The organism is Caballeronia sp. ATUFL_F2_KS9A, from assembly GCF_023630765.1.
In the GTDB taxonomy this organism is placed as follows: domain Bacteria; phylum Pseudomonadota; class Gammaproteobacteria; order Burkholderiales; family Burkholderiaceae; genus Caballeronia; species Caballeronia zhejiangensis.
This window is the reverse complement of record NZ_JALQEK010000002.1, coordinates 499,374-521,984: the sequence shown is the minus strand read 5'-3', so window position 1 is coordinate 521,984 and position 22,611 is coordinate 499,374. Positions and strand designations below refer to the sequence as shown.

Below are 22,611 nucleotides of genomic sequence, written 5' to 3'. Positions count from 1 at the left end.
GGCAGCGGACGGAATGAACGAATTCCGAGCTTAGCAGAGCGCGATGACACGCCATGGGTACGGCCGTTGCTCACCATAACGTGTCTCACGATGGTCAAAGGAGCGGATCATGAGTCAATCGATGGAACCGGCTTCCGCGGGCGCGAAGATCGTCGGCAAGGGCGCGGCGACGGCCGCCGGCCCCGGACCCGATGTCATGGCGGCGAGCACGCTCGACGGCAATTCGGTCAGAAGCAGCGACGGCCAGGATGTCGGATCGCTGAAGGAAATCATGCTCGACGTGACGAGCGGACGGATCGCTTATGCGGTGCTGTCGAGCGGCGGCTTTCTGGGCATCGGCGACAAACTGCTCGCTGTGCCGTGGAGCGCACTCACGCTCGATACGGACAACCACTGCTTCCGGATCGACGCGACGGCCGAGCAGGTGCGCAACTCGCCGGGCTTCGACAAGGATTCCTGGCCTTCGATGGCGGATCGCGTCTGGGCGAGCACCGTGCATCAGCACTACGGACGCGAGCCGTACTGGTCGAGCGACCGGACGAGCGACGTCGGCCCGGGCGGCGCGATCCCGCCCGGCGGCGTGGATGCGCCCGAAGCGGGCGGCGTGAAGCTATAGCAAAGGGGAAATCGCCGCCGATGGGCGGCGTTTAAGACGCGCGGCGCGCGGTCAGTCGAGCGGCCGCTCTCCGACCTGAATGTTGACGCCTTCGGTTTCGCCCATCAGCGCGCGCAGGACATCGCCTGCGAAATCCTCGATGGCGAAGTGCCATTCGAGCGAGCCGACCGGGAAGTCGTTGGGGCTGCACTTGCCTTGTGCACGGCGAATCGCACCGACCGAGAGGCTCAGCGCGCGAGCGTGCTGAAAGTGCGGATCGTCCGAGTCGAGGAACGGGAATTGGTCTTTATCCATGACATCCTTAACGGTCCCCGCCGACGAAACTTTAGGCCTGCTACGAGCGCGCAATCGTTTGCGTACGTTCGAGTTTGAAGACACCATGCAGCCTTATCGAAATATTGCCGGCAATTCGGGCGTCGAAGCATTCGACATCCTGCACGACGGCATCAAAGTGCGCTTCGTCAACGGCGGGACATACCTGTATGACTATCGCGTGCCCGGTCGCGCGCGCGTCGAGGAAATGAAGCAACTGGCCCGCGCCGGACGCGGGCTCAGCACATACATTGCGAAGTTCGGTGGGGAGTATGCCGAAAGAATCGACTAGCTGCCCGAAGGGGCGATTCTACGCGAGATCGGGAAGTTTTCTTCGGACGATTGAATGTGGCGTCATCGAACGACAGGCAGATTCGGCACGTTCTCGTTGACCGCCGTGTTGAGTTGGTGAAGCTGGCGCTGCAGTTTGTTGAGTTGCGCCTGCGCCGCGGCGCGCCGTCCTTCGAGTTGCGCCAGCTCCTTGCGAATTTCCTGCTGCTTGAGCGCAACCTCCTGATCGTGCCGCCCGCCTCGCTGCAGATCGACGCGCACGCGCTCGATCTGCGCGTCCGATTCCGCGGTGAGACGTTCGATCTGCTCGTTCTGCGCTTCGAGATGCGCGCGCCGCATTTCGGCGTCGGCAAGCCGCATCGCCTGTTCGACGAAATGACGGAACGCCGATTCCGCCGCGCCGAGGTCGCCGGCCTTGAGCACGCGCCAGACCGCATCCTCGTGATGGAGCACGGCGTAATAGATCAGATCGCGCGGATAAAACAGCAGGCTCGCGGAATAGGCGAAGCTCTGAAACGTGCGAAACGTCGAGAGCGCGCCTTGCTGAACGAGCCATTCGACTTCCGCGAGATGCGCGGCCTGCACGGCTTCCTTGCCGGATTGCTGGGTGGCGGGAACGACCCCGGGCCGCAGCGGCGTGACGCGCGTCGAAAGCTGAACCGGGACGGACTCCTCCCCGGACAGGTCTTCGGCGTGGATCTCCGGCGCGGTGAAGCCGCGTGGAATGTTGGCTTTTTGACGCACGAGAAACGATGGTGCGTTGTCGAGCAAGCTCCCTCTTCTGCTCAGCAGGCTTTTCACGATGGCTCCCTGGCCAGTCTTTTCCAGCACTGGCCGTCATGCATTGAGGTTGGTTTAAATTCGGTACCGCGACACGCGTTATTCGATTCGAATGAATACCGGCGCAACCATTCTGCATGACGAACGGAATCTGCTTTCTTTCGCTCGAATAAGCTATCGGATCAAGTATAGGCGAGACGTCCGGCGATTCAAACGATGCAGAAAATGCCGCCGACGCAGTGCGCGGATTCCGTGAGAAAGAGGATAAAAATGTAACGCGATGAAAAAATCGGAATGCGCCGAATGCAACGATCGAAAATCAAGAGTGGCGATAAAACGCTTGCGTCCCGTTCATCCTCATCCTGGCGATTTGAGCGGAGCGCGCTTTCGACATCAAGGCGACCATACGCATGATCCTGATGCCCTGAAGACCGCACGCAATGCCCGGCGTCTCAGCGACGCGCGACTCGAGCGAACCCATGACGCCATGCAGATTGACGACAGGCGTCGGCAAGTCGGGCATGCCGATCTGCGTCGCGGGCCTGTGCAGCGGCGCGTGCGTCAGTGCGGCTTCGCGCCGATCGTCCGCGAAGAAATCTGACAGAACCTCTGGCGTTTCGACATGAGGCGCGCCTTCGTTTCGATTCTGAAAAAATTCGTCAATCGATTCCAAATAACGAACCGGCGTTTCTTCGACACGCCGTGCAATCGCCGCGCAGCGTTGCAGTTTCCAGTTTTCGCGCTGACTGACTGCCGCGATCGAATCCGCGATACGCGCGCGCATTTCCGCTTCGCGACGCGCAATCAATGCGTTCAGCATGTGCGCTTCCTCGCCCGACTCCTCGGGCAATTGATCGCGCCATTTCAATAATTCGCTCAGTGCGATGATCGACATGAAGTACTCCGTGGCGTGCAGACTTTCGAACGGGAAACAGGCAATTCGATATTGTTTGGATCGCGAATTGTAATAGACCCGCGCCCTGGATCACCTGTCAAATATCCTATCCGTTTATCGGCCATTTAGCGTCGCTTAAGACATAAATAAGGACAGTCCTAATCGCGGCGCACGCGGCACGTTCGATGCTGACGGTTCTGTAAGCGGCGCGCCTGGCGCCGGCTCAAGGAGACAGATATGAAAACCACTACCGCGATCGCTGGCGCGCTCCTCGCGCTCGCCAGCACCAGCGCGCTTTCGGAGGAAATGTCGCGCGATCAGTTGATGCAGCGTCAGCAGCAGATGCAGCCGGGCAAGAATGAACCGATGCCCGCCCCGCGCACGGGCGACTCGTCGCAAGGCGGCGTGCAGTCCGGCACCTCCGGCGGCGGCACGCTGATGCAGCAGCGCGAGCAAGGGATGTCGCCGGCTCAGCCGGGTGACTCCAAATCGACCGGGACGATCAAGCAGTAGCCGCGCACTTTCGTCCACGACGCCGGCCTTGCGCCGGCGTTGTCGTTTCGGGATCGCGCGCTCGCATCGGTCGGATATGGCTCGAAGTAAAGGATCGCTTCCTTAGTCATATGAACGTCACTTGCCGCTCGTAATAATGCGCGGGCAATTCCATCGAAAGGAGACGTTCATGGTTCGAGCGCGTGCATGTGCCTTGTCGTTCGGTTTTTTAGCGTTGACCGTCGCGGGTTCGTCCGCTTGGGCGAGCGTCGATCTCATCGCGATCGGTCAGTTGAGCGGCAATGCCGTCGATCGCTCGAAGGCGACGGCCGCGCCGCTCGAAAACGGCGCGCCGGGCAATCTGCTCGGCGGGCTCGGCTCCGGACTCGCGTATGCCGGCTGCGACACGCTTCTCGCCGTGCCCGATCGCGGCCCGAACGCGATCTCGTACAACAAGGCCATCGACGACACCGCGTCGTACATCAACCGTTTCCAGACGCTGATCCTGCGCCTCCATGCCGGCGCGAAAGGCGGCACGTTGCCCTACACGCTCGATCCGACACTCGTCGACACGACGCTCCTCCATACGCGCGAGCCGCTCGTGTACGGCGACGGCGCCGCGGCAAACGTCGGCAACGGCGCGCCCGCGTTCAACGCGAAGAAGCACACGCACTACTTCACCGGCCGCTCCGACAACTTCGCGCCGACGCGGCCGTCGACGTATCCGCGCGACGCGCGCTTCGATCCGGAAAGCATCCGCGTGGCGCGCGACGGCGCGAGCGTCTTCATCTCCGACGAATACGGCCCGTACATCTATCGCTTCGACAGGCAGAGCGGCGAGCGCATCGCGGCGTACGCGGTGCCGGCGTCGTTCGCGGTGACGGCGCTCTCGCCCGTCGGCAGCGACGAGATCGGCGCGAACGCGTCGGGCCGCGTCGCGAACAAAGGCATGGAAGGCCTCGCGATCTCGCCGGACGGCGACGCGCTCTTCGGCGCGATGCAAAGTCCGCTGCTGCAGGACGGCGGCACCAATGGCGCGTACACGCGCATCCTGCGCATCGATCTGCGCACCGGCAAGTCGACGCAGTTCGCCTATCCGCTCACCAACATGGGCACGGCCGACAAACCGAACTATCCGACGATCAGCGATATCGTCGCCGTGAACGACCACGAGCTTCTGCTCGACGAGCGCGACGGCAAGGGCCTCGGCGACGATTCGAGCGCGGCCGTCAAGCGCGTGTATCACGTCGATATTTCGGGCGCGCAGGACGTGAGCCAGACGAGCGGCGCGAGCGGCCTCGCGCCTTTCGCGCTGCAGAAGACGCTGTTCCTCGATGTCGTCAAGGCGCTGAACGCGCACGGCATCGCGTCGACCGACATTCCGGCGAAGCTCGAAAGCCTCGCGTTCGGGCCGGACGTGCGCGTCGGCGGCGCGCTCAAGCACACCTTGTTCATCGCGAACGACAACGACTTCGTCGGCACCGTGACGGACACGAACCATCCGGACGGCATCGATAATCCGAACCAGTTCTTCGTCTTCGCGATCGACGATGCCGATCTGCCGGGCTATGTCGCGCAACGTCTCGACGACAAGGCTTGCCGCTCCCGCCACGACGACGATCACGGCCATCGCGGTCATGACGATTGACGCGGCCCCTTCGCGCGCTTATCCACAGTTTCGGTGGACAAGCGTGTAGATAAGTCGAGGGCCGCGCGTCTATCCCGTTGATGCGACACGCGTTTCGCGGATGCGTCCGGCGAACGCGCGCCTCCTTAAACCGTATATACTGTTTTCTCCACATACGACGGGAGAGAACGGGATGAGCACACCGCAAGTCAAGGCGCCGACGAAGAAGGCGTTTCATTTCCCCAAGGGCGCAACGGAAGCCGCGCCCGCTCCCGCGAAGCGCGGGGCCAAGGCCAGCAAGAAGACGGCTAAACCCGCAGAGCAGACCAAGGCCGCGGCCACGACGCCGAAGACCGCGAAGAAGCCGGCCGCGAAAGCGCCCGTCGCAAAGAAAGCCGGGAAGACGCCGACAGTCGAAGCCGCTGCCGCGAAGAAAACGGAGAAGACCGTCGCGAGCCAGCCGAACGCCGACGCGAAAGCCCGCCGCGTGAAGAAGGAAAAAGTCGTGCGCGACAGCTTCACGATGCCCAAGTCCGACTACGCGAAGATCGCCGCGCTCAAGGAGAAGTGCCAGAAGAACGGCGTGCGCGTGAAGAAGAGCGAACTGCTGCGGGCCGCGCTCGCGATGCTCGACGCCGCGCCCGAGAAACGCCTCGTCGAAGCGATCAAGGCGCTCGAAACGGTCAAGACCGGCCGCCCGGCGAACGCCTGAACGTCACGCACTCAGAAGAGATTTCTGAACGCCCAGTAGAGACCGGCGGCGAGCGCGATCGACGCCGGCAACGTCAGCACCCACGCGAGCACGAGGCTGCGCACGGTGTTCCATTGCAGCCCCGAGCCGTTGGCGGCCATCGTTCCGGCGACGCCCGAAGACAGCACGTGCGTCGTCGAGACCGGCAGGCCGTAGGCATCCGCCGCACCGATGGTCAGCATCGCGATCAACTCCGCCGACGCGCCCTGCCCGTACGTCAGATGCTGCTTGCCGATCTTCTCGCCCACGGTCACGACGATGCGCTTCCAGCCGACCATCGTGCCGAGCCCGAGCGCGATCGCCACCGCGACCTTCACCCACGTCGGGATAAACTTCGTCGCGTGATCGAGCTGCTTCTTGTAGTTGTCGATCACGGCGCGGTCCGCGGGCGCGAACGCGGGCGCGTTCGCCTTCTCCATCAGGCGGATCGCTTCGGACGCGAGATACATGTTGTTGCGCACGTTATCGACAAGGTTCTGTGGCACCGCCGCGAGCGATCCCGACGCGCCGACCTGGTTCGCGATGATGTCGGTCAGTTGCTTCAGCGCGGGCAGCGTCGCGGGCGAAAGCTGGCGCGTACGCACGTAGGATTGAACGTCTTCGCGTGCATCGGCGGATGGTGGCGCATCGTTCGGATATTTCGCGAAGCTCGCCGATGCCTCGTGCGCCACGGCTACGAAGTTCTGCGTTTCGGCGGGGTTCACCGCCTTGTTGAGCGCGTAGGCAGTCGGCACCGTGCCGATCAGAATCAGCATGATGAGACCCATGCCTTTCTGCCCGTCGTTCGAGCCGTGCACGAAAGATACGCCGGTGCACGTCAGAATCAGCAGTGCGCGAATCCAGAATGGTGGCGGATGATTTTTCTTCGGTTCCTTATAGAGCGCCGGCACGCGCACGAGCGCCTTCAGCAAAAGCAAGAGGAGTCCCGCGCAGATGAAGCCGACGATCGGCGAGAACAGCAGCGACTTGCCGACGCCCGCCGCCTGCGACCAGTCGACGCCGCTCGTGCCGTTCGGCCCGCGCAATAGCTGATTCATGAGACCGACGCCGATGATCGAGCCGATCAGCGTATGCGAGCTCGACGACGGCAGGCCGAAATACCATGTCGCGAGGTTCCAGATGATCGCGGCGATGAGCAACGCGAAGACCATCGCGAAGCCTGCGCTGCTGCCGACCTGAAGTATCAGCTCGACGGGCAGCAGTTGCAGGATGCCGAACGCGACCGCGCCGCTCGAAACCAGCACGCCGATGAAATTCCACGTCCCGGACCAGACCACCGCGAGGTTCGGCGTCAGCGAGTGCGTGTAGATGACGGTCGCGACCGCGTTGGCGGTGTCGTGGAAGCCGTTGACGAACTCGAATCCGAGTGCGATCAGCAGCGCGACGGCGAGCAGGAAATAAGGCAGTGCGGAACTCAGCCGGACGGATTCGAGATCGTTAGCCAGATGCAATCCGACATAACCGATACCGCCGAGAAGTATAAGACCGAAAACGATGAGACCGGTCCGGCGCGTGCGTTCGCTCACGCCGCCCTGCTGAGGAAATGCGATGTCCGGCATGGTTGCCCCGCGTTCACCGTAGCGGAGCAAAGGATACGGTCCGTCGACCTTTCCGACTGTGAATCTTTTGTGTCAACAGTTCATGTAAAACTTTCGCTGCGCGCATGCTGACGCGCGTACCCCTCCTTTCGCCCATGTCCGCATGCAAAGCGCGCTCCCCGCGTCATGCGGGTTTTGCGCTCGCGGAAGCATCGGCATCCTGAACGCATCGGAGTCGCTCACGTGACGCCGTTCGCCATCGATATCCGCAAAGGGGGCTGCCATGTACTTCGGGACACTCGTCGCTCGGTCGCGCGACGATCAGGAAAATGCGACCTGGCAGCGCGACATGGATGCATCGCGCGTCGTCACGGCCGGCCGTTGCCGCGCGTTCTGGCGCTGGCTCGCACGATGCTTCGCGTGAGCGGAAACATCCGAAAGTAAAGGATCGTCGCGCACCCGAGGTAATAGGATTCGTCCGAGCGTTTCCAAGCGCCGGAGCGGCTTAAATGCAGGCCTTCCGTTATTACAAGAGGCTTTTCAAGATGAATGACCTGCATATTTCCGTCGATCCGAACGGCCACGCGACGCTCTCGCAGTCGGTGCAGATCAGCGAACATTGCAACAATCGCGCGCGACTGCTTACGTCGCTCGTGAACATCGTCGCTGCGCCGGGTGGCTTCGAGCACTTCTGCGCTTATCCCGAAGCGATGCGGCGCGACATCCTGAATTTGCTGCGCTCGGTGGCAGAGGAGCAACTGCCGCTTATCGCCGCACTCGAGGAGCACGCGACGAAGGCCGGTTATGAGCGAGGTGCTCAGGCGGCGCGCGAAGTGCTCATTCAGGAACAGCAGGCGGCGAACTCCGCGCTGCACTACGACGCCGAGAATCACGCCGCTCAGATGATTCTCACGCACTGAGCTTGCAATGCGATGCCCCGTGTCTTACGCGGGGCGTTTCTTTCTCGGCGGATCGGCCGCCGCGCGCAACCGTCCAAAGTCCGTTGCACCGCCGCAAAGCAAGAAGGCGACGCGCGAAGCGGCGGCACAATCCGCAGTCACCACGACGGAAACGGATCGAATTGCAGCGTTTGCCGGCAAGCCGGCGCATCGTTGAACGATTGCCGCTTACATAACGCGATTAATCCGATTTCTTTCCTGGCCGCATCGTCTATCCTTCTGAATGTCGTAAGAGATGGGCTGCATGGGCCGCTGCGCCCTGCCATGTGCGAGAGTTCATCGAGCATTATTAGAGGCGCAACCGTACCAGCGCTCATGACTCTTACGACAACTCTTCTCGCTCCCCTCCACTTGTTGTCCGCATGCTCGACGCTCGATCGATTGCGCGCGGCCATGCTCAATCAGTTATCCGAATCTATGATGTCGAAGCGCGAGGAAAAGGACGAAGCTTCCTCATTTTCGATTTGAACCACTTGAGATTCGAAACAACGACGGGCCGCGTTTCGGATTTTTTCGGCATACGGGCCTTTTACAGCGCCCGCGTCAATTCTGAGAACAAAAAAGAAAAGCCCTTGAAGATCAAGGGCTTGAGGTTCTGGCGGAGAGAGGGGGATTCGAACCCCCGATAGGTTTTACCCTATACACGCTTTCCAGGCGTGCGACTTAAACCACTCATCCATCTCTCCGGAAGACCGCGATTATACCAAGTTCCCGCGCCTGCGCCAGCCCCTACGGATGGCGAATGTAATCGACGAGCGCGCGCGTGTACGCATCCGGCTTCCGATCGAACAGACTCACAACGATCGCCACCGCGAATCCGGCCGGCACCCCGAACACGCCCGAGCTGATCGGCTCGATGCCGAACCAGCGCGGCCCGGCGAAACCCGTCAACTGCACGAAGAACGGATACGTCGACACGATGTAATACACGCACACGACGAGCCCCGCGATCATGCCCGCGACGACGCCGCGCTGCGTCGTGCGCTTCCAGAACACGCCGAGTACGAGCGCCGGAAAGAGACTCGACGCTGCAAGCGAAAACGCCGCGCCGACCAGAAACAGAATGTTGCCCGCATTCAGCGACGCCACATACGACGCGAGCAGCGCCACGCCGAGCAACAGAATCTTCGAGATCGTCACGCGCCGCTGGCTCGTCGCGCGGCGATCGACCATGCAGTAATACACGTCGTGCGAGAGCGCATTCGCGATCGTCAGCAGGAGTCCGTCCGCCGTCGACAAAGCCGCCGCGAGCGCGCCGGCGGCAATCAGCCCGGAAATCACATACGGCAATCCCGCGATTTCAGGCGCCGCCAGCACGACCATGTCCGGCTGCATCTGAATGCCGGCCCAGCGCACGATGCCGTCGCCGTTCACATCGCCGATGCGGATCAGATACGGCTCCACGCGCCGCCATTGCGTGACCCACTGCGGCAGATCGGCAAAGCGATGCCCGACGAGCCCCGCCAATATTTCATGCTTGATGAGCACCGCGAGCACCGGCACCGTCAAATAGAACAACGCGACGAAGAACAGCGTCCAGCCGACCGAGCGCCGCGCCGACGACACCGACGTCGTCGTGTTGTAGCGCGTGAGGATGTGCGGCAGGCTCGCCGTGCCGATCGACAGGCACAGGAGCAGCGACAGAAAGTTGATCTGATGCACGCGCGGGCTCTCGTCACCGGCCGAGCCGGGCGCGAACGCCTCGGCCATCGGCACGGGCGCGGCGACGCGCTCGATCAACGCATCGCGTTCGCGCGACCATTTGGCGTGCGCATCGGCGGCATCGCGTGGAAAAGCCGCGAGTTCGCGCTCGCGCTCGTTGATCTCGCGCAGCGGCCCGTTGTGCCGGCGCAGTTCCGCGATCTCCGCGGCGAGGCGCGCGTGCTCGGCATGGAACGACTGCGGCAGCGCGTCGATGCGTTGCTGAATCAGCGCGGCCTGCCGCTGATAATCGGCGCGCACGCGCGCTTCGTCGGGCGACACGGCGACCGCGCGTTCGAGCGATTCGACGCGCTCCATCACGCGCCCGTAGTTGAATTGCGGGAACCACCCGAGCCCTTCGCGATGCGCGATCATCGACACGGGAATCAGCATCGCGCTGATGAGGATGATGTATTGCGCGACCTGCGTCCACGTCACCGCGCGCATGCCGCCGAGAAACGAGCACACGAGAATGCCCGCGAGACCGCAGAAGATGCCGATCGAAAACTCGATGCCGATGAACCTCGACGCGATCAGCCCGATGCCCTGGATCTGCGCGACGAGATAGACGAACGAACAGAGAATCGCCGCGAACGCCGCGAGCCCGCGCACGAGGTTGCTGGAGAAGCGCGTGCCGAGAAAATCCGGAATCGTGTAGCGCGCGAGTTTGCGCACGTACGGCGCGAGCAGGAACGCGACGAGGCAATAGCCGCCGGTCCAACCCATCACGTACGCGAGGCCGTCGTAACCACTTGCGTAGATCGACCCGGCAAGCCCGATGAACGATGCCGCCGAAAGCCAGTCGGCGGCCGTCGCCATGCCGTTGAACGCGGACGGCACGCGCCGTCCTGCCACGTAGTATTCGACGAGATCCGACGTGCGCGACAAAAGACCGATCACCGCGTACACCGCGATGGGCACGAACAGGAACACATAGCCGATCCACGTTCCCGGCCCCGTCGTGCGCTCGATGCGCTCCATCAGAAAGATGAACAGCAGGAAGCCGGCCGTATAGAGCGCGTAGGAGAGGATCAGCCGGTTCGTGAGCTTCATGCGGCGTCGCCCTGTTCGGCGCGGGCGGCGCGGGCAAGACGCGCATCGGCCATCTGCATCAGCACGATATAGATGAGGATCAGCGCGATGTAGACGAGAATCGCGCCCTGCGCGCCGAAGTAGAACGGCAGCGGAAAGCCGGCGACGCGGGCATGCTGGAAGCGTTGCGCGAAGAGCGGCAGGCCGAAGGAGACGACGAAGCCGATGGTCATCAGCACGCCGATCAGCGCGATATTGAAGCGCCAGTAGCGCCGATGCGCGCGCGCCATCGCCGCCGATACGGGCGGCGGCGAGGCAGGCGTCGGGTTGGAAGAATCGGACATGCGGTTTTTTAACAAAACCGCATGTCATCGGCAATAAGGATCGACCGCTGCCGCGCGAGGCAGCGGTCGCGGACGATCAGCGCGCTTCGCCGAGCTGATCCAGAATCGCGGGATTTTCCAGCGTGGAGACGTCCTGCGTGATCTCCTCGCCCTTCGCGAGCGAGCGCAAGAGCCGCCGCATGATCTTGCCGGAGCGCGTCTTCGGCAGGTTCTCGCCGAAACGGATGTCCTTCGGCTTCGCGATCGGACCGATCTCCTTGCCGACCCAGTTGCGCAGTTCGGTGGCGATCTGCTTCGCTTCGTCGCCTTCCGGGCGCGCGCGCTTCAGCACGACGAACGCGACCACGGCTTCACCCGTCGTATCGTCCGGACGGCCGACGACCGCGGCTTCCGCGACGATCGGATTCGCGACCAGCGCCGACTCGATTTCCATCGTGCCGAGGCGGTGGCCGGAGACATTCAGCACGTCGTCGATGCGGCCCATGATCGTGAAGTAGCCGGTTTCCTTGTCGCGCACCGCGCCGTCGCCGGCGAGATACAGCTTGCCGCCGAGTTCTTCCGGGAAATAGCTCGTCTGATAGCGCTTGGGGTCGCCCCAGACGTTGCGCAGCATCGACGGCCACGGGCGCTTCACGACCAGAATGCCGCCCTGCCCGTTCGGCACGTCCTGGCCGGTTTCATCGACGATCGCGGCCATGATGCCCGGCAGCGGCAGCGTGCAGGAACCCGGCACGAGCGGCGTCGCGCCCGGCAGCGGCGTGATCATGTGGCCGCCGGTTTCGGTCTGCCACCACGTATCGACGATCGGACATTGCCCACGGCCGACGTTCTCGTGATACCACATCCACGCTTCCGGATTGATCGGTTCGCCGACCGTGCCGAGGATGCGCAGCGTCGACAGATCGAAGCTCTTCGGATGAACCTTCGCGTCCGCTTCCGATGCCTTGATGAGCGAGCGGATCGCCGTGGGCGCCGTGTAGAAGATCGTGACCTTGTGGCGCGCGATCATCTCCCAGAAGCGGCCCGCGTGCGGATACGTCGGCACGCCTTCGAACATGACCTGCGTCGCGCCGATGGCGAGCGGCCCGTACGCGATATAGCTATGCCCCGTGATCCAGCCGATATCCGCCGTGCACCAGAAGATGTCGCCCGGCTTCATGTCGAAGGTCCACTTCATGGTCTGCGCGGCCCACAGCAGCGTGCCGGCCGTGCTGTGCTGCACGCCCTTCGGCTTGCCCGTCGAGCCGGACGTGTAAAGGATGAAAAGCGGATGCTCCGCGCTCACCCATTCCGGCTCGCACTTCGCCGATTCGTTCTCGACGATTTCATGCAGCCACGCGTCGCGGCCTTCGGTCCATGCGACCTTGCCGCCCGTGCGCCGATACACGATGACGTCCTTCACCTTCTCGCAGCCGCCCGCGGCGAGCGCTTCATCGGCGATGCTTTTCAGCGGCAGCGCCTTGCCGCCGCGCATCTGTTCGTCGGCGGTGATGAGCGCGACCGCGCCGACATCGACGAGACGTTCGTTGAGCGACTTCGACGAGAAGCCGCCGAACACGACCGAATGCGTCGCGCCGATACGCACGCACGCCTGCATCGCGACGACGCCTTCCACCGACATCGGCAGATAGATCACGACGCGGTCGCCCTTTTTCACGCCGCGCTTCTTGAGCGCATTGGCGAGACGCGAGACGCGGTCCAGCAGATCCTGATAGGTGACGTTGGTGACGGTGCCGTCGTCGGCTTCGAAGATGATCGCGTTGTCGTTGCCGCGGCCCGCTTCCACATGACGGTCGAGACAGTTGTACGACGCGTTGAGCTCGCCGTCCTCGAACCACTTGTAGAAAGGCGCCTTCGATTCGTCCAGCACCTGCGTGAAGGGCTTGTGCCACGTGAGCGTCTCGCGCGCAATGCGCGCCCAGAAGCCTTCGTAGTCACGTTCCGCTTCCGCTACAAGCGCCTTGTAGGCGTCCATGCCGGAGATTGCCGCACCCGCGCTTGCCTTGGCTGACGGCGGGAACACACGTTTTTCCTGAAGAACCGATTCGATCGCAGACATCGACAACCTCTCCTGATGGTGTTTCCGAAATCCGGCGGCGCGCGCATCGCTGAATGGGTTGCGCGCGCCGCATGTTTATGAGGTTCGAAAGCGGCGAACGCGCGGCGTTCCCGGCTTCGACCTTGTCTCCTTTCTACCGTACCGGAGCGGCACGGAACAATGTCACGGCACATTCGCATGCCGGCGACATCCTGCATTGAATTCAAGATAAGCCGCTCAACTTACCCGCTTCTTACGTGGCCGGGCCAACAGGCACGGGGTATACACGGAGTCCGCGCGGCTTCTACAATGCGTCCCCACAATCGTAACTGAACTCCCAGCGCGGTATCCAGCTTGAATCGCTACGCCCTTCTTTTGATTGCAGCGATGCTGCTCGTCGGAAGCAACGTCGGCATCGGCAAATCGATCGTCGCATTCGTTCCCGTTCCGCTCTTCGCGCTGCTGCGCTTCGTGATCGCGCTCGCGGTGCTCTGGCCGCTTCTGCGCTGGTCGAAGATGAAGCGCGTCGCGCGCGGTGAATGGCTCAACCTTTTCCTGCAGGCATTCTTCGGCACGTTCGGCTTCACCTTGCTGATGTTGAACGGCGTCGCGCGCACGAGCGCCGTCGCGGCGGGCGTCATCACGAGCACCATTCCGGCCGTGGTCGCGCTCTTCGCGTGGATCTTGCTCAAGGAGAAGCCGGGTCCGCGCGCGCTCGCGTCGATCGGACTGGCGATCGCGGGCGTGCTCGTCATCAACGTCGCGCAGGCCGGGGATGCGGGCGCGAGCTCCCTGCCCGGCAATCTGATGGTGCTCGGCGCCGTGTGCTGCGAATCGCTCTATGTGATCCTCTCGCGCCGTCTCACGCAGACGCTGCCCGCCATCGACATCTGCGCGTACACGCACGCGATCGGCCTGTTGCTCATGCTCCCGCTCGGCGCAACATCGCTCGCGCACTTCGACTGGACGAGCGTCGCCTGGAACACGTGGGCGCTCGTCCTGTGGTACGGGCTTTCGGCGAGCATCTTCTCGTTCTGGCTGTGGATGAAGGGCATCCGTCACGTGGACGGCAGTCTCGCCGGCGTCTTCTGCGCCGTGCTGCCGGTCGCGGCGGCGCTCTACGGCATCGCCTTTCTCGACGAACGTCCGACGCTCGCGCACGGCATCGCGCTCGCGTGCGTCGTGACGGGCATCGCGCTCGCAAGCTTGAAGGCGCGCGCCCGGGCTTCCGTTTCGGGCGAAACCGGCGCCTAGAACGGATTCAGCGGATTCTGAAAGCATTTGGGAAGTCCGCGCGACGACACGCTACAATAGCGGGCTTCCCGACACCGCGAATGCGCCAATACCCGCCGCTCGCCGGCGGATTGCCAACGCTCCGCACGCACTTTGCACGTTCCGGTTCGTCATATTCGCCAGTCATCATTCCGGTTCGACCCGCCCCGACTGAAAAGCCGCCCATGTCCGCTCCCAAGCATTCTCCCGCCTCGCCCAAGCAGCCCGGCTCGATGAAACTGCTGCCGAAAGTCATCTTCATGAGCCGCTGGCTCCAGGTGCCGCTCTATCTGGGCCTGATCGTCGCGCAAGCCGTGTACGTCGTCCTGTTTCTGAAGGAAGTCTGGCATCTCGTCACGCACGCGATGACGCTCGACGAAACCAATATCATGCTCGTCGTGCTCGGCCTGATCGACGTGGTGATGATCTCGAATCTGCTCATCATGGTGATCGTCGGCGGATACGAGACGTTCGTGTCGAAGCTCGGCGTGGAAGGCCATCCCGACGAGCCCGAGTGGCTCGATCACGTCAACGCGGGCGTGCTGAAGGTGAAGCTGTCGATGGCGCTCATCAGCATCTCGTCGATCCATCTGCTGAAAACCTTCATCAACCCCGACCAGCACACGTTTCACACCGTGTTGTGGCAGGTGATCATCCACGTCGCGTTCCTCGTTTCCGCGCTCATCATGGCGTATGTCGACCGGCTGACCACGCATACGCATCCGCGCCATTTCCACGACGAGTCCTTTGCGCCGCCGAAAAACGCAGTCGAGTGAAGCGTCCTTCAGAACGCCCGCAGGAAAAAATTCAGTCCCCCAGAGCCCAAAGCCATGACAGTCATCAAGCAGGAAGACCTGATTCAGAGCATCGCTGATTCGCTGCAGTACATCAGCTACTACCATCCGCTCGACTATATCCAGGCGCTCGGCCGCGCCTACGAGCTGGAAGAAAGCCCGGCCGCGAAGGACGCGATCGCGCAGATCCTGACCAACAGCCGCATGTGCGCGGAAGGCAAGCGTCCGATCTGCCAGGACACGGGCATCGTCACGGTGTTCGTGAAGGTCGGCATGGACGTGCGCTGGGACGGCGCGACGATGTCGGTCACCGACATGATCAACGAAGGCGTGCGCCGCGGTTATCTGAACCCGGACAACGTATTACGCGCATCGATCGTGAGCCCGCCCGAAGGCGGCCGCAAGAACACGAAGGACAACACGCCGGCCGTGATCCACTACGAGATCGTGCCGGGCGACAAGGTCGACGTTCAGGTCGCGGCCAAGGGCGGCGGCTCGGAAAACAAGTCGAAGTTCGCGATGCTGAATCCGTCCGATTCGATCGTCGACTGGATTCTCAAGACCGTCCCGACGATGGGCGCGGGCTGGTGTCCGCCGGGCATGCTCGGCATCGGCATCGGCGGCACGGCCGAAAAGGCGATGGTCATGGCGAAGGAATCGCTGATGGACCCGATCGACATTCAGGATGTCATCGCGCGCGGCCCGCAGGACTGGATCGAAGAACTGCGCGTGGAACTGCACGAGAAGGTGAACGCGCTCGGCATCGGCGCGCAAGGTCTCGGCGGTCTCTCGACCGTGCTCGACGTGAAAATCATGGCCGCGCCGACGCACGCGGCATCGAAGCCGGTCGCGATCATCCCGAATTGCGCGGCGACGCGCCACGCGCACTTCACGCTCGACGGCTCGGGCGCGGCGAAGCTCGAAGCCCCGCCGCTCGACGCATGGCCGAAGGTCACATGGCAGCCGAACACGGAGACGAGCAAGCGCGTCGACCTGAACACGTTGACGCCGGAAGAAGTCGCATCGTGGAAGCCGGGCCAGACGCTGCTCTTGTCGGGCAAGATGCTGACGGGCCGCGACGCCGCGCACAAGCGCATCGCCGACATGCTGGCGAAGGGCGAGAAGCTGCCGGTCGATTTCACCAATCGCGTGATCTATTACGTCGGCCCGGTCGATCCGGTTCGCGACGAAGCGGTCGGTCCGGCTGGCCCGACCACGGCCACGCGCATGGACAAGTTCACCGAGATGATGCTCGCGCAAACCGGCCTCATCTCGATGATCGGCAAGGCCGAGCGCGGCCCCGTCGCGATCGAGGCGATCAAGAACCACAAGGCGGCGTATCTGATGGCGGTCGGCGGCGCGGCGTATCTCGTGTCGAAGGCGATCCGCGAGGCGAAGGTGCTCGCGTTCGAAGACCTCGGCATGGAAGCGATCTACGAGTTCGACGTGCAGGACATGCCCGTGACGGTGGCAGTCGATTCGAGCGGCACGTCGGTTCACAAGACGGGCCCGGCCGAATGGCAGGCGAAAATCGGCAAGATTCCGGTCGCGACGGCTTGATCGCCGCTTAATGGCGGTTTATCACCGTGACCGAACGACGAGAGCCGGGCGATGCGCCCGGCTCTTTTCTTTGAACCGCCGCCAGTCGAGAAGCGTTTTCATTCTCAGTTTCGTCTGAAACAAAAAATTTCTACCTAGCCTTGGCATCGGCACACTCAAGGTTTATCTTTCCAACAGCCCCACGTTACGAACAGGAAACAAAATCATGCAAGGCGACGCGAAAGTCATCGAATATCTAAACGCGCAGTTGAAAAACGAACTGACCGCGATCAACCAATACTTCCTGCACGCGCGGATGTACCAGCACTGGGGCCTCGAAAAGCTCAACAAGCACGAATACGACGAATCCATCGGTGAGATGAAGCACGCCGACTGGCTCATTCAGCGCGTGTTCATGCTCGACGGCCTGCCGAACCTGCAAGACCTGCACAAGCTGCTGATCGGCGAAGAGACCAAGGAAATCCTCGAATGTGACCTGAAGCTCGAGCAGATTTCCCAGTCGACCTGCAAGGAAGCCATCGCGTATTGCGAGTCGGTGCGTGATTTCGTCTCGCGCGAAATCTTCGAAAAGATCCTGCACGACACCGAAGAGCACATCGACTGGCTGGAAACGCAGCTGGATCTGATCGACAAGGTCGGCATCCAGAATTACCAGCAGACCATGATGGGCGATCACGAATAATCGGATGTCCCGCGTAGCGCCCTCCCCGATGCCGAACGAGCGTGCCGCGTCTGACGCGAGCGCGCCGGTCGGCATTTTCGATTCCGGCCTCGGCGGATTGTCGGTGCTGCGCGCCGTGCGCGCGATTCTGCCGCACGAGCGTCTGATCTACGTCGCCGATTCACTGCATGCGCCCTACGGCGAACGCGACGACGATTTCATCGTCGACCGCACGATGGCAATCGGCGAGTGGCTCGTCGGTCAGGGCGCGAAGGCGCTCGTCGTCGCGTGCAACACGGCCACCGCGCAGTCGATCGCGCTCGTGCGCGAGCGTCTGCCGATTCCGCTCGTCGGCGTGGAACCGGGCGTGAAGCCGGCGGCGGCGGTCTCGAAGTCGCGCGTGGTCGGGGTGCTGGCGACCGCCGTCACGCTGCGCTCCGCGCGCTTTCAGTCGCTGCTCGACCGCTACGCCGGCGACTGCCGCTTCATTTGTCAGGCGGGACATGGGCTGGTGCAGGCTGTCGAGCGCTGCGACACCTCGTCGCCCACGCTGATGGCGCTGCTCGAAAGCTATATCGCACCGATGCTCGATGCCGGCGCCGACACGCTCGTGCTCGGCTGCACGCACTACCCTTTTCTCGATCGCGCAATCCGCGACATCGCGGGCGAGCGGCTGCAGATCGTCGACACGAGCGTCGCCATCGCGCGGCAGCTCGATCGTCTGCTCGACGCGCACGCGCTCAAAAACCTCGCCGCGCCGTCCGACGATATGCCGCACTTCTGCTCCACCGCCGACGGCGAATCGCAGCGTCAACTCGCCGCCGCGCTCCTTCAGCTCGATGCCAAAGTCGAGCACGTCGACATCCCCTCGCGCCGAACGCGCCTCGCCGAACCCGACATCGTCTGAGGGTTTCTCACGCGGGTTGGCAGTTCCATCGCGCGCTTCGCCCCGTCAGACAAGGCTCCTAGCAATAAACCCGCTAACTTTCGCCCTCTGTTACAAAAAACACGGTCCTGCGCTTGCAAAGGCGGCAATACCGAATGATAATAATTCGCATTAACGCTAACTATTGCGAACGATCATGATTGTCTGCGTCTGCAAATCAGTGTCCGACCGAAAGATTCGAAGCGCCATCGCCGAAGGGGTGGACTCCTTTGATGAACTGCAGTTCGAACTCGGCGTCGCGCTGTGCTGCGGCAAGTGTGAAGAAAGCGTTCGCGACGTAATGGCACAAAGCGGCGTCTGCGCGTCGCGATGCGGCGTTCAGCAGCGCGAGCACGTTGCGCCGCTGACGTTCTACGAGCGCCAGGCTGCCTGAAGCAATTCGCGCGGCGTCGCCGCGCTCAACCGGCGACGCCGATGCTCCGGATGCGCCGCCAGTCGTTTTATCGCCCCCAGCAAGCCAGGTTACCTTCGTATTTCCGGTCACTTTCAGCCAGCCGCGCAACCCTTACCCCTGGAGGGAAAGATGGAATTGCTGATTGGTTTCGTGACTACCCTGTTCATCTCCCTGCTGATTTTCCGAAAATGACGTCGTCTGGTTTCTTCCGCACCGTGCCTGTGCGCTCGTTGGACAGCGAACTCGAGGGCAGCGTCATCAGCAAGCATTCACGCAGCATCACAAGCAGCCAATAACGATGCAGTCCCCGACCACTTCTCCCGCCGCATTCCAGACCGCGCCGACAGCAAATGCGAATCCGCGCGTGATCGCGGCGTGCGTCGCCGTCGTCGCCATTCACGCTGCGTTGCTGGGCGTCGCGCTGACGATGAAGAACGAGCCGCCGCCCCGCCCGATCGAAGCCAAATCCATCACCGCGCAACTGATCAGCGAGACACCGCAGCCCGCGCCGCAGCCGGTCGCCGTCGAAACGCCGCCGCCGCCCAAGCCGGTGCCGCAGCCCGTTCCGAAGCCGCAGCCCAAGCCGAAGGTGAAACCGAAAGTCGAGCCGAAGCCGACGCCGATGCCGGTCACGGAAGCGCCTTCGCAGATCGCCGCGCCCGCGCCGGAACCCACGCCGCCCGCTCCGGCTCAGCCTGCGCCGCCGCCGGCCGCGCCCGCGATCGGCAAGCCGAGCATGGATCTCGCCGCGCCGAAGAACGTCGCGCACCTGAGTTGCAACATCGCGCAGCCCGACTATCCGGCGATGTCCAAGCGCCGCGGCGAAACGGGCACGGCCGTCATCCGTCTGACGGTAGGCCTGTCGGGCAAGATCGAAAATGTCACGCTGCAAAAGAGCAGCGGCTCGTCGCGCCTCGATGACGCGGCGCTCGACGCGGTGCGCGGCAGCGCGTGCAGCCCTTACAAGGAAAATGGCGAAGCGATTCGTGCTAGCGCCACGGTGCCATTCGTTTTCAGTCTGAACGACTGATCGTTTATTTTTAGATACAAGGAAGGAAACAGGAATGGAAAACTACGGGATTGCGCACGTCTGGGCGCAAGGCGACTTCGTGACGCGGGGCATCGCGCTCGCGCTCGTCATCATGTCGGTGCTTTCGTGGACGGTGATCGTCGTGAAGGCGTGGAACGTCGTGCGCCTGAAGCGCCTCACCAAGAACGCCGAACAGGCGTTCTGGCACTCCGACGACTTCAACGACGGCATCAAGAAGCTCGGCAGCCAGTCGTCGAGCCCGGCGGACAACCCGTTTCTCGCGCTCGCGCTCGCCGGCCAGGAAGCCGCCGACCATCATCACCAGACGCAGCCGCATCTGCACGACCGCATGGACGTGTCCGACTGGATCACGCGCTGCCTGAAAGACGTCATGGACGAAGGCGTCGGCCGCATGCAGGCGGGCCTCGCGATCCTCGCGTCGATCGGTTCCACGTCGCCGTTCGTCGGCCTCTTCGGTACGGTCTGGGGCATCTATCACGCGCTCTTGACCATCGGCGCGACGGGACAGACGTCGATCGATCAGGTCGCCGGTCCGGTCGGCGAATCGCTCATCATGACCGCGTTCGGCCTGTTCGTCGCGATTCCCGCCGTGCTCGGCTATAACGCGCTGACCCGCGCGAACAAGGGCATCGTCACGAAGCTGAACCGCTTCGCGCACGGCCTGCACGCGTTCTTCGTCACGGGCTCGAAGCTCTCGTCGACCAAGCGCGCGACGAACGCCGCGTCGGACAACCTGCGTCTCGCGACGCGCGCGTCGTAAGCCGGGGAGGTCCGCATCATGGCCATGAGCCCTTTCGCCGGAGACGAAGACGACGGCATGATGAGCGAGATCAACATGACGCCGCTCGTCGACGTCATGCTGGTTCTGCTGATCATCTTCCTCGTCACGATTCCGGCCATGCATCACGCGGTCAAGATCGACCTGCCGCACGCGAGCAGCCAGCCGCAGGACGAAAAGCCCGCGCACGTGAACATCGCGATCAAGGCTGACGGCACCACGCTCTGGGACGATCAGCCGATCGACGAAGCGGCGCTCAACGCGCGCATCGCGCAGGCGGCGCAGCAGAACCCGCAGCCGGAGATTCATCTGCGCGCCGATCGTCAGGTGGCGTACGAAAAGGTCGCCGATCTGATGTCGGCGGCGCAGGCAGGCGGATTGACGAAGATCGGTTTCGTCACCGAGCCGAAGAGCGGCAAGTAACAGCCCGACGCGCCCTCTTCCGGGCGCACAAAGTAAAAGGCCTTCATCGTCGGATGAAGGCCTTTTTTCGTGCGCGCTCGGCGCATTCGGGTGAGGCGGTCACTTTGGGTTCGAATAGCCAGAACCGGAAGTTCCGTCGCATGCAGCAGCCGTGGTCGACACGGACAGTGCAATCAACCCTATCAGGCTAACTATCAGAGCAGCCGTCAGTTTTCGCATAAGGAGCTCCTTAGCGAAGGAGGCTTCAATATACCGCCACAAATTGTGACGATCAATTGAATCTGTCCATCGCAAGCGCGCGCTTCAATGCCATAAACCAATGACAAACGCCGATGCGGTCAAACTGTTTCCCGTTCCGGCTGTTCGTGAACAGGACATTCTCCCGGAAAGCGCTGGCCGCTACCGATCGACTCGACGAGAAAATCGACGAATGCGCGGACGGCCGGGACCATGCCCTGACGCGACAAAAACACCGCGTAGAGTTGCGGCGACGGAAACGTCCAGCCGGGCATCACCGGCGATAGCTGCCCGGAGCGCAGCGGCGCGCCGTACATCATCTCGGGCAGCGCCGCGATGCCGACGCCGCGCATGACGGCCTCGCGGATCATCGACAGATCGGCCGTGACGAGGCGCGGCTCGTGCTCGAACTCATGGCGCGTGCCGTCCGGCGCGATCAGACGGTAGACGTGGCGGCCGTCCGCCGACGGCGTGTCGATCGTGTCGTACTGGGCGAGTTCGGCGGGTGTCATCGGCGGCGCATTCGACTTCAGCAGCGATGGCGCCGCGACCAGCATCTGCTCCGTGCGCCACAGCGGGCGCGCGACGACGTTCGAGCTCGCGGGCGGCTCCGAGCGCACGCGCAGCGCGACATCGACGGCATCTTCGAACAGATCGACGACACGGTTCGTCACGCGCATGACGACGCGCACTTCCGGATAGCGGTGCATGAAATCCGGCATCACGGCGGACAGGAACGTCTGCGCGATCGTGACCGGAACGCTCACGCGCACCGTGCCGCGCGGCGAATCGCGCAGGCTTTGCACGACGTTGACGGCCGCCTGTGCCTCGGCGAGCATCGCCTGACAATGCTGATAGAAAAGCTGCCCGGCCTCGGTCAGCGCGAGCTTGCGCGTCGAGCGCTGCAACAGACGCACGCCGAGCGACGCTTCCAGCTCCGACACGCGCCGCGACAGCCGCGACTTCGAGATGCCGAGCACGCGCTCGGCGGCGGAAAACCCGCCGTGCTCGACGACGTGCGAGAAGTACATCAGATCGTTCAGGTCATGCGAGTCGGCTTTCATGAGTCGCCCGGTGGGACTGGAAGAGATGAACATCGACGCGGTTCGTTATCCCCAG

At 63.0% G+C, this 22,611-nt stretch carries 24 protein-coding genes and 1 tRNA gene; 16 read left to right on the top strand and 9 right to left on the bottom strand.

Annotation, left to right across the window (positions count from 1 at the left end):
• Positions 1-109 precede the first annotated feature (109 nt).
• Positions 110-616 carry a PRC-barrel domain-containing protein gene (locus tag NCS67_RS04685; RefSeq protein ID WP_008350394.1) on the top strand — a complete coding sequence of 169 codons (507 nt, stop codon included), beginning with the start codon at positions 110-112 and terminating at the stop codon, positions 614-616.
• Positions 617-667: 51 nt separating this feature from the next.
• Here the strand turns inward: NCS67_RS04685 and NCS67_RS04680 are convergent, their stop codons facing one another.
• Positions 668-910, bottom strand: coding sequence for a hypothetical protein (locus tag NCS67_RS04680; protein WP_008350396.1), 243 nt, complete (start codon positions 908-910; stop codon positions 668-670).
• On the opposite strand from NCS67_RS04680, the gene NCS67_RS04675 reads away from it, so the two are divergent.
• Positions 909-1,220, top strand: a complete 312-nt coding sequence (locus NCS67_RS04675) for a hypothetical protein (RefSeq protein ID WP_372492530.1) — start codon at positions 909-911, stop codon at positions 1,218-1,220. The two genes, NCS67_RS04680 and NCS67_RS04675, sit on opposite strands and share 2 nt — an antisense overlap.
• Positions 1,221-1,282: 62 nt before the next feature.
• Here NCS67_RS04675 and NCS67_RS04670 read toward each other — a convergent pair whose 3' ends face one another.
• Together NCS67_RS04670 and NCS67_RS04665 are read right to left on the bottom strand one after the other, a co-directional pair.
• Positions 1,283-2,020 carry a DUF2968 domain-containing protein gene (locus NCS67_RS04670; RefSeq protein ID WP_034472174.1) on the bottom strand — a complete coding sequence of 246 codons (738 nt, stop codon included), beginning with the start codon at positions 2,018-2,020 and terminating at the stop codon, positions 1,283-1,285.
• Positions 2,021-2,318: 298 nt separating this feature from the next.
• The gene (locus NCS67_RS04665; protein WP_175979936.1) at positions 2,319-2,894 is read right to left on the bottom strand and encodes a hypothetical protein; all 576 of its coding nucleotides are present in this window, start codon (positions 2,892-2,894) and stop codon (positions 2,319-2,321) included.
• A gap of 237 nt (positions 2,895-3,131) precedes the next feature.
• On the opposite strand from NCS67_RS04665, the gene NCS67_RS04660 reads away from it, so the two are divergent.
• The 3 genes from NCS67_RS04660 to NCS67_RS04650 all read left to right on the top strand — a co-directional run bounded on the left by NCS67_RS04660 (position 3,132) and on the right by NCS67_RS04650 (position 5,725).
• Entirely contained in the window at positions 3,132-3,407 is a 276-nt protein-coding gene (locus NCS67_RS04660) for a hypothetical protein (RefSeq protein WP_008350405.1), read from the top strand.
• A gap of 169 nt (positions 3,408-3,576) precedes the next feature.
• The gene (locus NCS67_RS04655) at positions 3,577-5,034 is read left to right on the top strand and encodes an esterase-like activity of phytase family protein (RefSeq protein ID WP_250434480.1); all 1,458 of its coding nucleotides are present in this window, start codon (positions 3,577-3,579) and stop codon (positions 5,032-5,034) included.
• Positions 5,035-5,206: 172 nt separating this feature from the next.
• A complete protein-coding gene (locus NCS67_RS04650) occupies positions 5,207-5,725 on the top strand; it encodes a hypothetical protein (RefSeq protein WP_008350407.1) in 519 nt (172 codons plus the stop codon).
• A gap of 11 nt (positions 5,726-5,736) precedes the next feature.
• On the opposite strand, the gene NCS67_RS04645 is transcribed toward NCS67_RS04650, so the two are convergent.
• Positions 5,737-7,323: an inorganic phosphate transporter gene (locus NCS67_RS04645; RefSeq protein ID WP_250434478.1), complete on the bottom strand. Its 1,587-nt coding sequence runs from the start codon at positions 7,321-7,323 to the stop codon at positions 5,737-5,739.
• A 262-nt stretch (positions 7,324-7,585) separates the two neighbouring features.
• Between NCS67_RS04645 and NCS67_RS04640 the strand changes: the two genes are divergently transcribed.
• Together NCS67_RS04640 and NCS67_RS04635 are read left to right on the top strand one after the other, a co-directional pair.
• A complete protein-coding gene (locus NCS67_RS04640) occupies positions 7,586-7,726 on the top strand; it encodes a hypothetical protein (RefSeq protein ID WP_160172896.1) in 141 nt (46 codons plus the stop codon).
• Between the two features lie 121 nt (positions 7,727-7,847).
• Positions 7,848-8,222, top strand: coding sequence for a hypothetical protein (locus NCS67_RS04635; RefSeq protein WP_144403848.1), 375 nt, complete (start codon positions 7,848-7,850; stop codon positions 8,220-8,222).
• A 635-nt stretch (positions 8,223-8,857) separates the two neighbouring features.
• Here NCS67_RS04635 and NCS67_RS04630 read toward each other — a convergent pair.
• The 4 genes from NCS67_RS04630 to acs form a co-directional block, all read right to left on the bottom strand.
• Positions 8,858-8,947: transfer RNA gene (locus tag NCS67_RS04630), tRNA-Ser, on the bottom strand.
• A 43-nt stretch (positions 8,948-8,990) separates the two neighbouring features.
• Positions 8,991-11,015, bottom strand: coding sequence for a sodium:solute symporter family protein (locus NCS67_RS04625; RefSeq protein ID WP_250434468.1), 2,025 nt, complete (start codon positions 11,013-11,015; stop codon positions 8,991-8,993).
• Entirely contained in the window at positions 11,012-11,338 is a 327-nt protein-coding gene (locus tag NCS67_RS04620) for a DUF4212 domain-containing protein (RefSeq protein ID WP_008350418.1), read from the bottom strand. Before NCS67_RS04620 ends, NCS67_RS04625 begins: the two co-directional genes overlap by 4 nt.
• A gap of 76 nt (positions 11,339-11,414) precedes the next feature.
• Positions 11,415-13,397 carry an acetate--CoA ligase gene (acs, locus tag NCS67_RS04615; protein ID WP_008350420.1) on the bottom strand — a complete coding sequence of 661 codons (1,983 nt, stop codon included), beginning with the start codon at positions 13,395-13,397 and terminating at the stop codon, positions 11,415-11,417.
• A gap of 333 nt (positions 13,398-13,730) precedes the next feature.
• On the opposite strand from acs, the gene NCS67_RS04610 reads away from it, so the two are divergent.
• The 9 genes from NCS67_RS04610 (at position 13,731) to NCS67_RS04570 (ending at position 21,255) form a co-directional block, all read left to right on the top strand.
• Positions 13,731-14,630 (top strand): DMT family transporter, encoded by a 900-nt coding sequence (locus NCS67_RS04610; protein WP_033537208.1) that lies wholly within the window; start codon positions 13,731-13,733, stop codon positions 14,628-14,630.
• A 203-nt stretch (positions 14,631-14,833) separates the two neighbouring features.
• Positions 14,834-15,424, top strand: coding sequence for a TIGR00645 family protein (locus tag NCS67_RS04605; RefSeq protein WP_033537207.1), 591 nt, complete (start codon positions 14,834-14,836; stop codon positions 15,422-15,424).
• Between the two features lie 54 nt (positions 15,425-15,478).
• On the top strand, positions 15,479-17,002 hold the full coding sequence (locus NCS67_RS04600) for a fumarate hydratase (protein ID WP_008350426.1): 1,524 nt from the start codon (positions 15,479-15,481) through the stop codon (positions 17,000-17,002).
• A gap of 205 nt (positions 17,003-17,207) precedes the next feature.
• Complete coding sequence (gene bfr, locus NCS67_RS04595) at positions 17,208-17,684, top strand: bacterioferritin (RefSeq protein WP_008350427.1); 477 nt, start codon at positions 17,208-17,210, stop codon at positions 17,682-17,684.
• 4 nt (positions 17,685-17,688) lie between these two features.
• Complete coding sequence (gene murI / locus NCS67_RS04590; RefSeq protein WP_250434466.1) at positions 17,689-18,570, top strand: glutamate racemase; 882 nt, start codon at positions 17,689-17,691, stop codon at positions 18,568-18,570.
• Positions 18,571-18,745: 175 nt separating this feature from the next.
• Positions 18,746-18,982 (top strand): (2Fe-2S)-binding protein, encoded by a 237-nt coding sequence (locus NCS67_RS04585; RefSeq protein WP_008350432.1) that lies wholly within the window; start codon positions 18,746-18,748, stop codon positions 18,980-18,982.
• A gap of 319 nt (positions 18,983-19,301) precedes the next feature.
• Positions 19,302-20,033, top strand: a complete 732-nt coding sequence (locus NCS67_RS04580; RefSeq protein ID WP_034472124.1) for an energy transducer TonB — start codon at positions 19,302-19,304, stop codon at positions 20,031-20,033.
• Between the two features lie 34 nt (positions 20,034-20,067).
• Complete coding sequence (locus NCS67_RS04575; protein ID WP_008350435.1) at positions 20,068-20,814, top strand: MotA/TolQ/ExbB proton channel family protein; 747 nt, start codon at positions 20,068-20,070, stop codon at positions 20,812-20,814.
• Positions 20,815-20,832: 18 nt separating this feature from the next.
• Complete coding sequence (locus NCS67_RS04570; protein ID WP_008350436.1) at positions 20,833-21,255, top strand: ExbD/TolR family protein; 423 nt, start codon at positions 20,833-20,835, stop codon at positions 21,253-21,255.
• A gap of 338 nt (positions 21,256-21,593) precedes the next feature.
• Here the strand turns inward: NCS67_RS04570 and NCS67_RS04565 are convergent, their stop codons facing one another.
• Positions 21,594-22,556, bottom strand: a complete 963-nt coding sequence (locus NCS67_RS04565) for a LysR family transcriptional regulator (protein WP_008350437.1) — start codon at positions 22,554-22,556, stop codon at positions 21,594-21,596.
• Positions 22,557-22,611 lie beyond the last annotated feature (55 nt).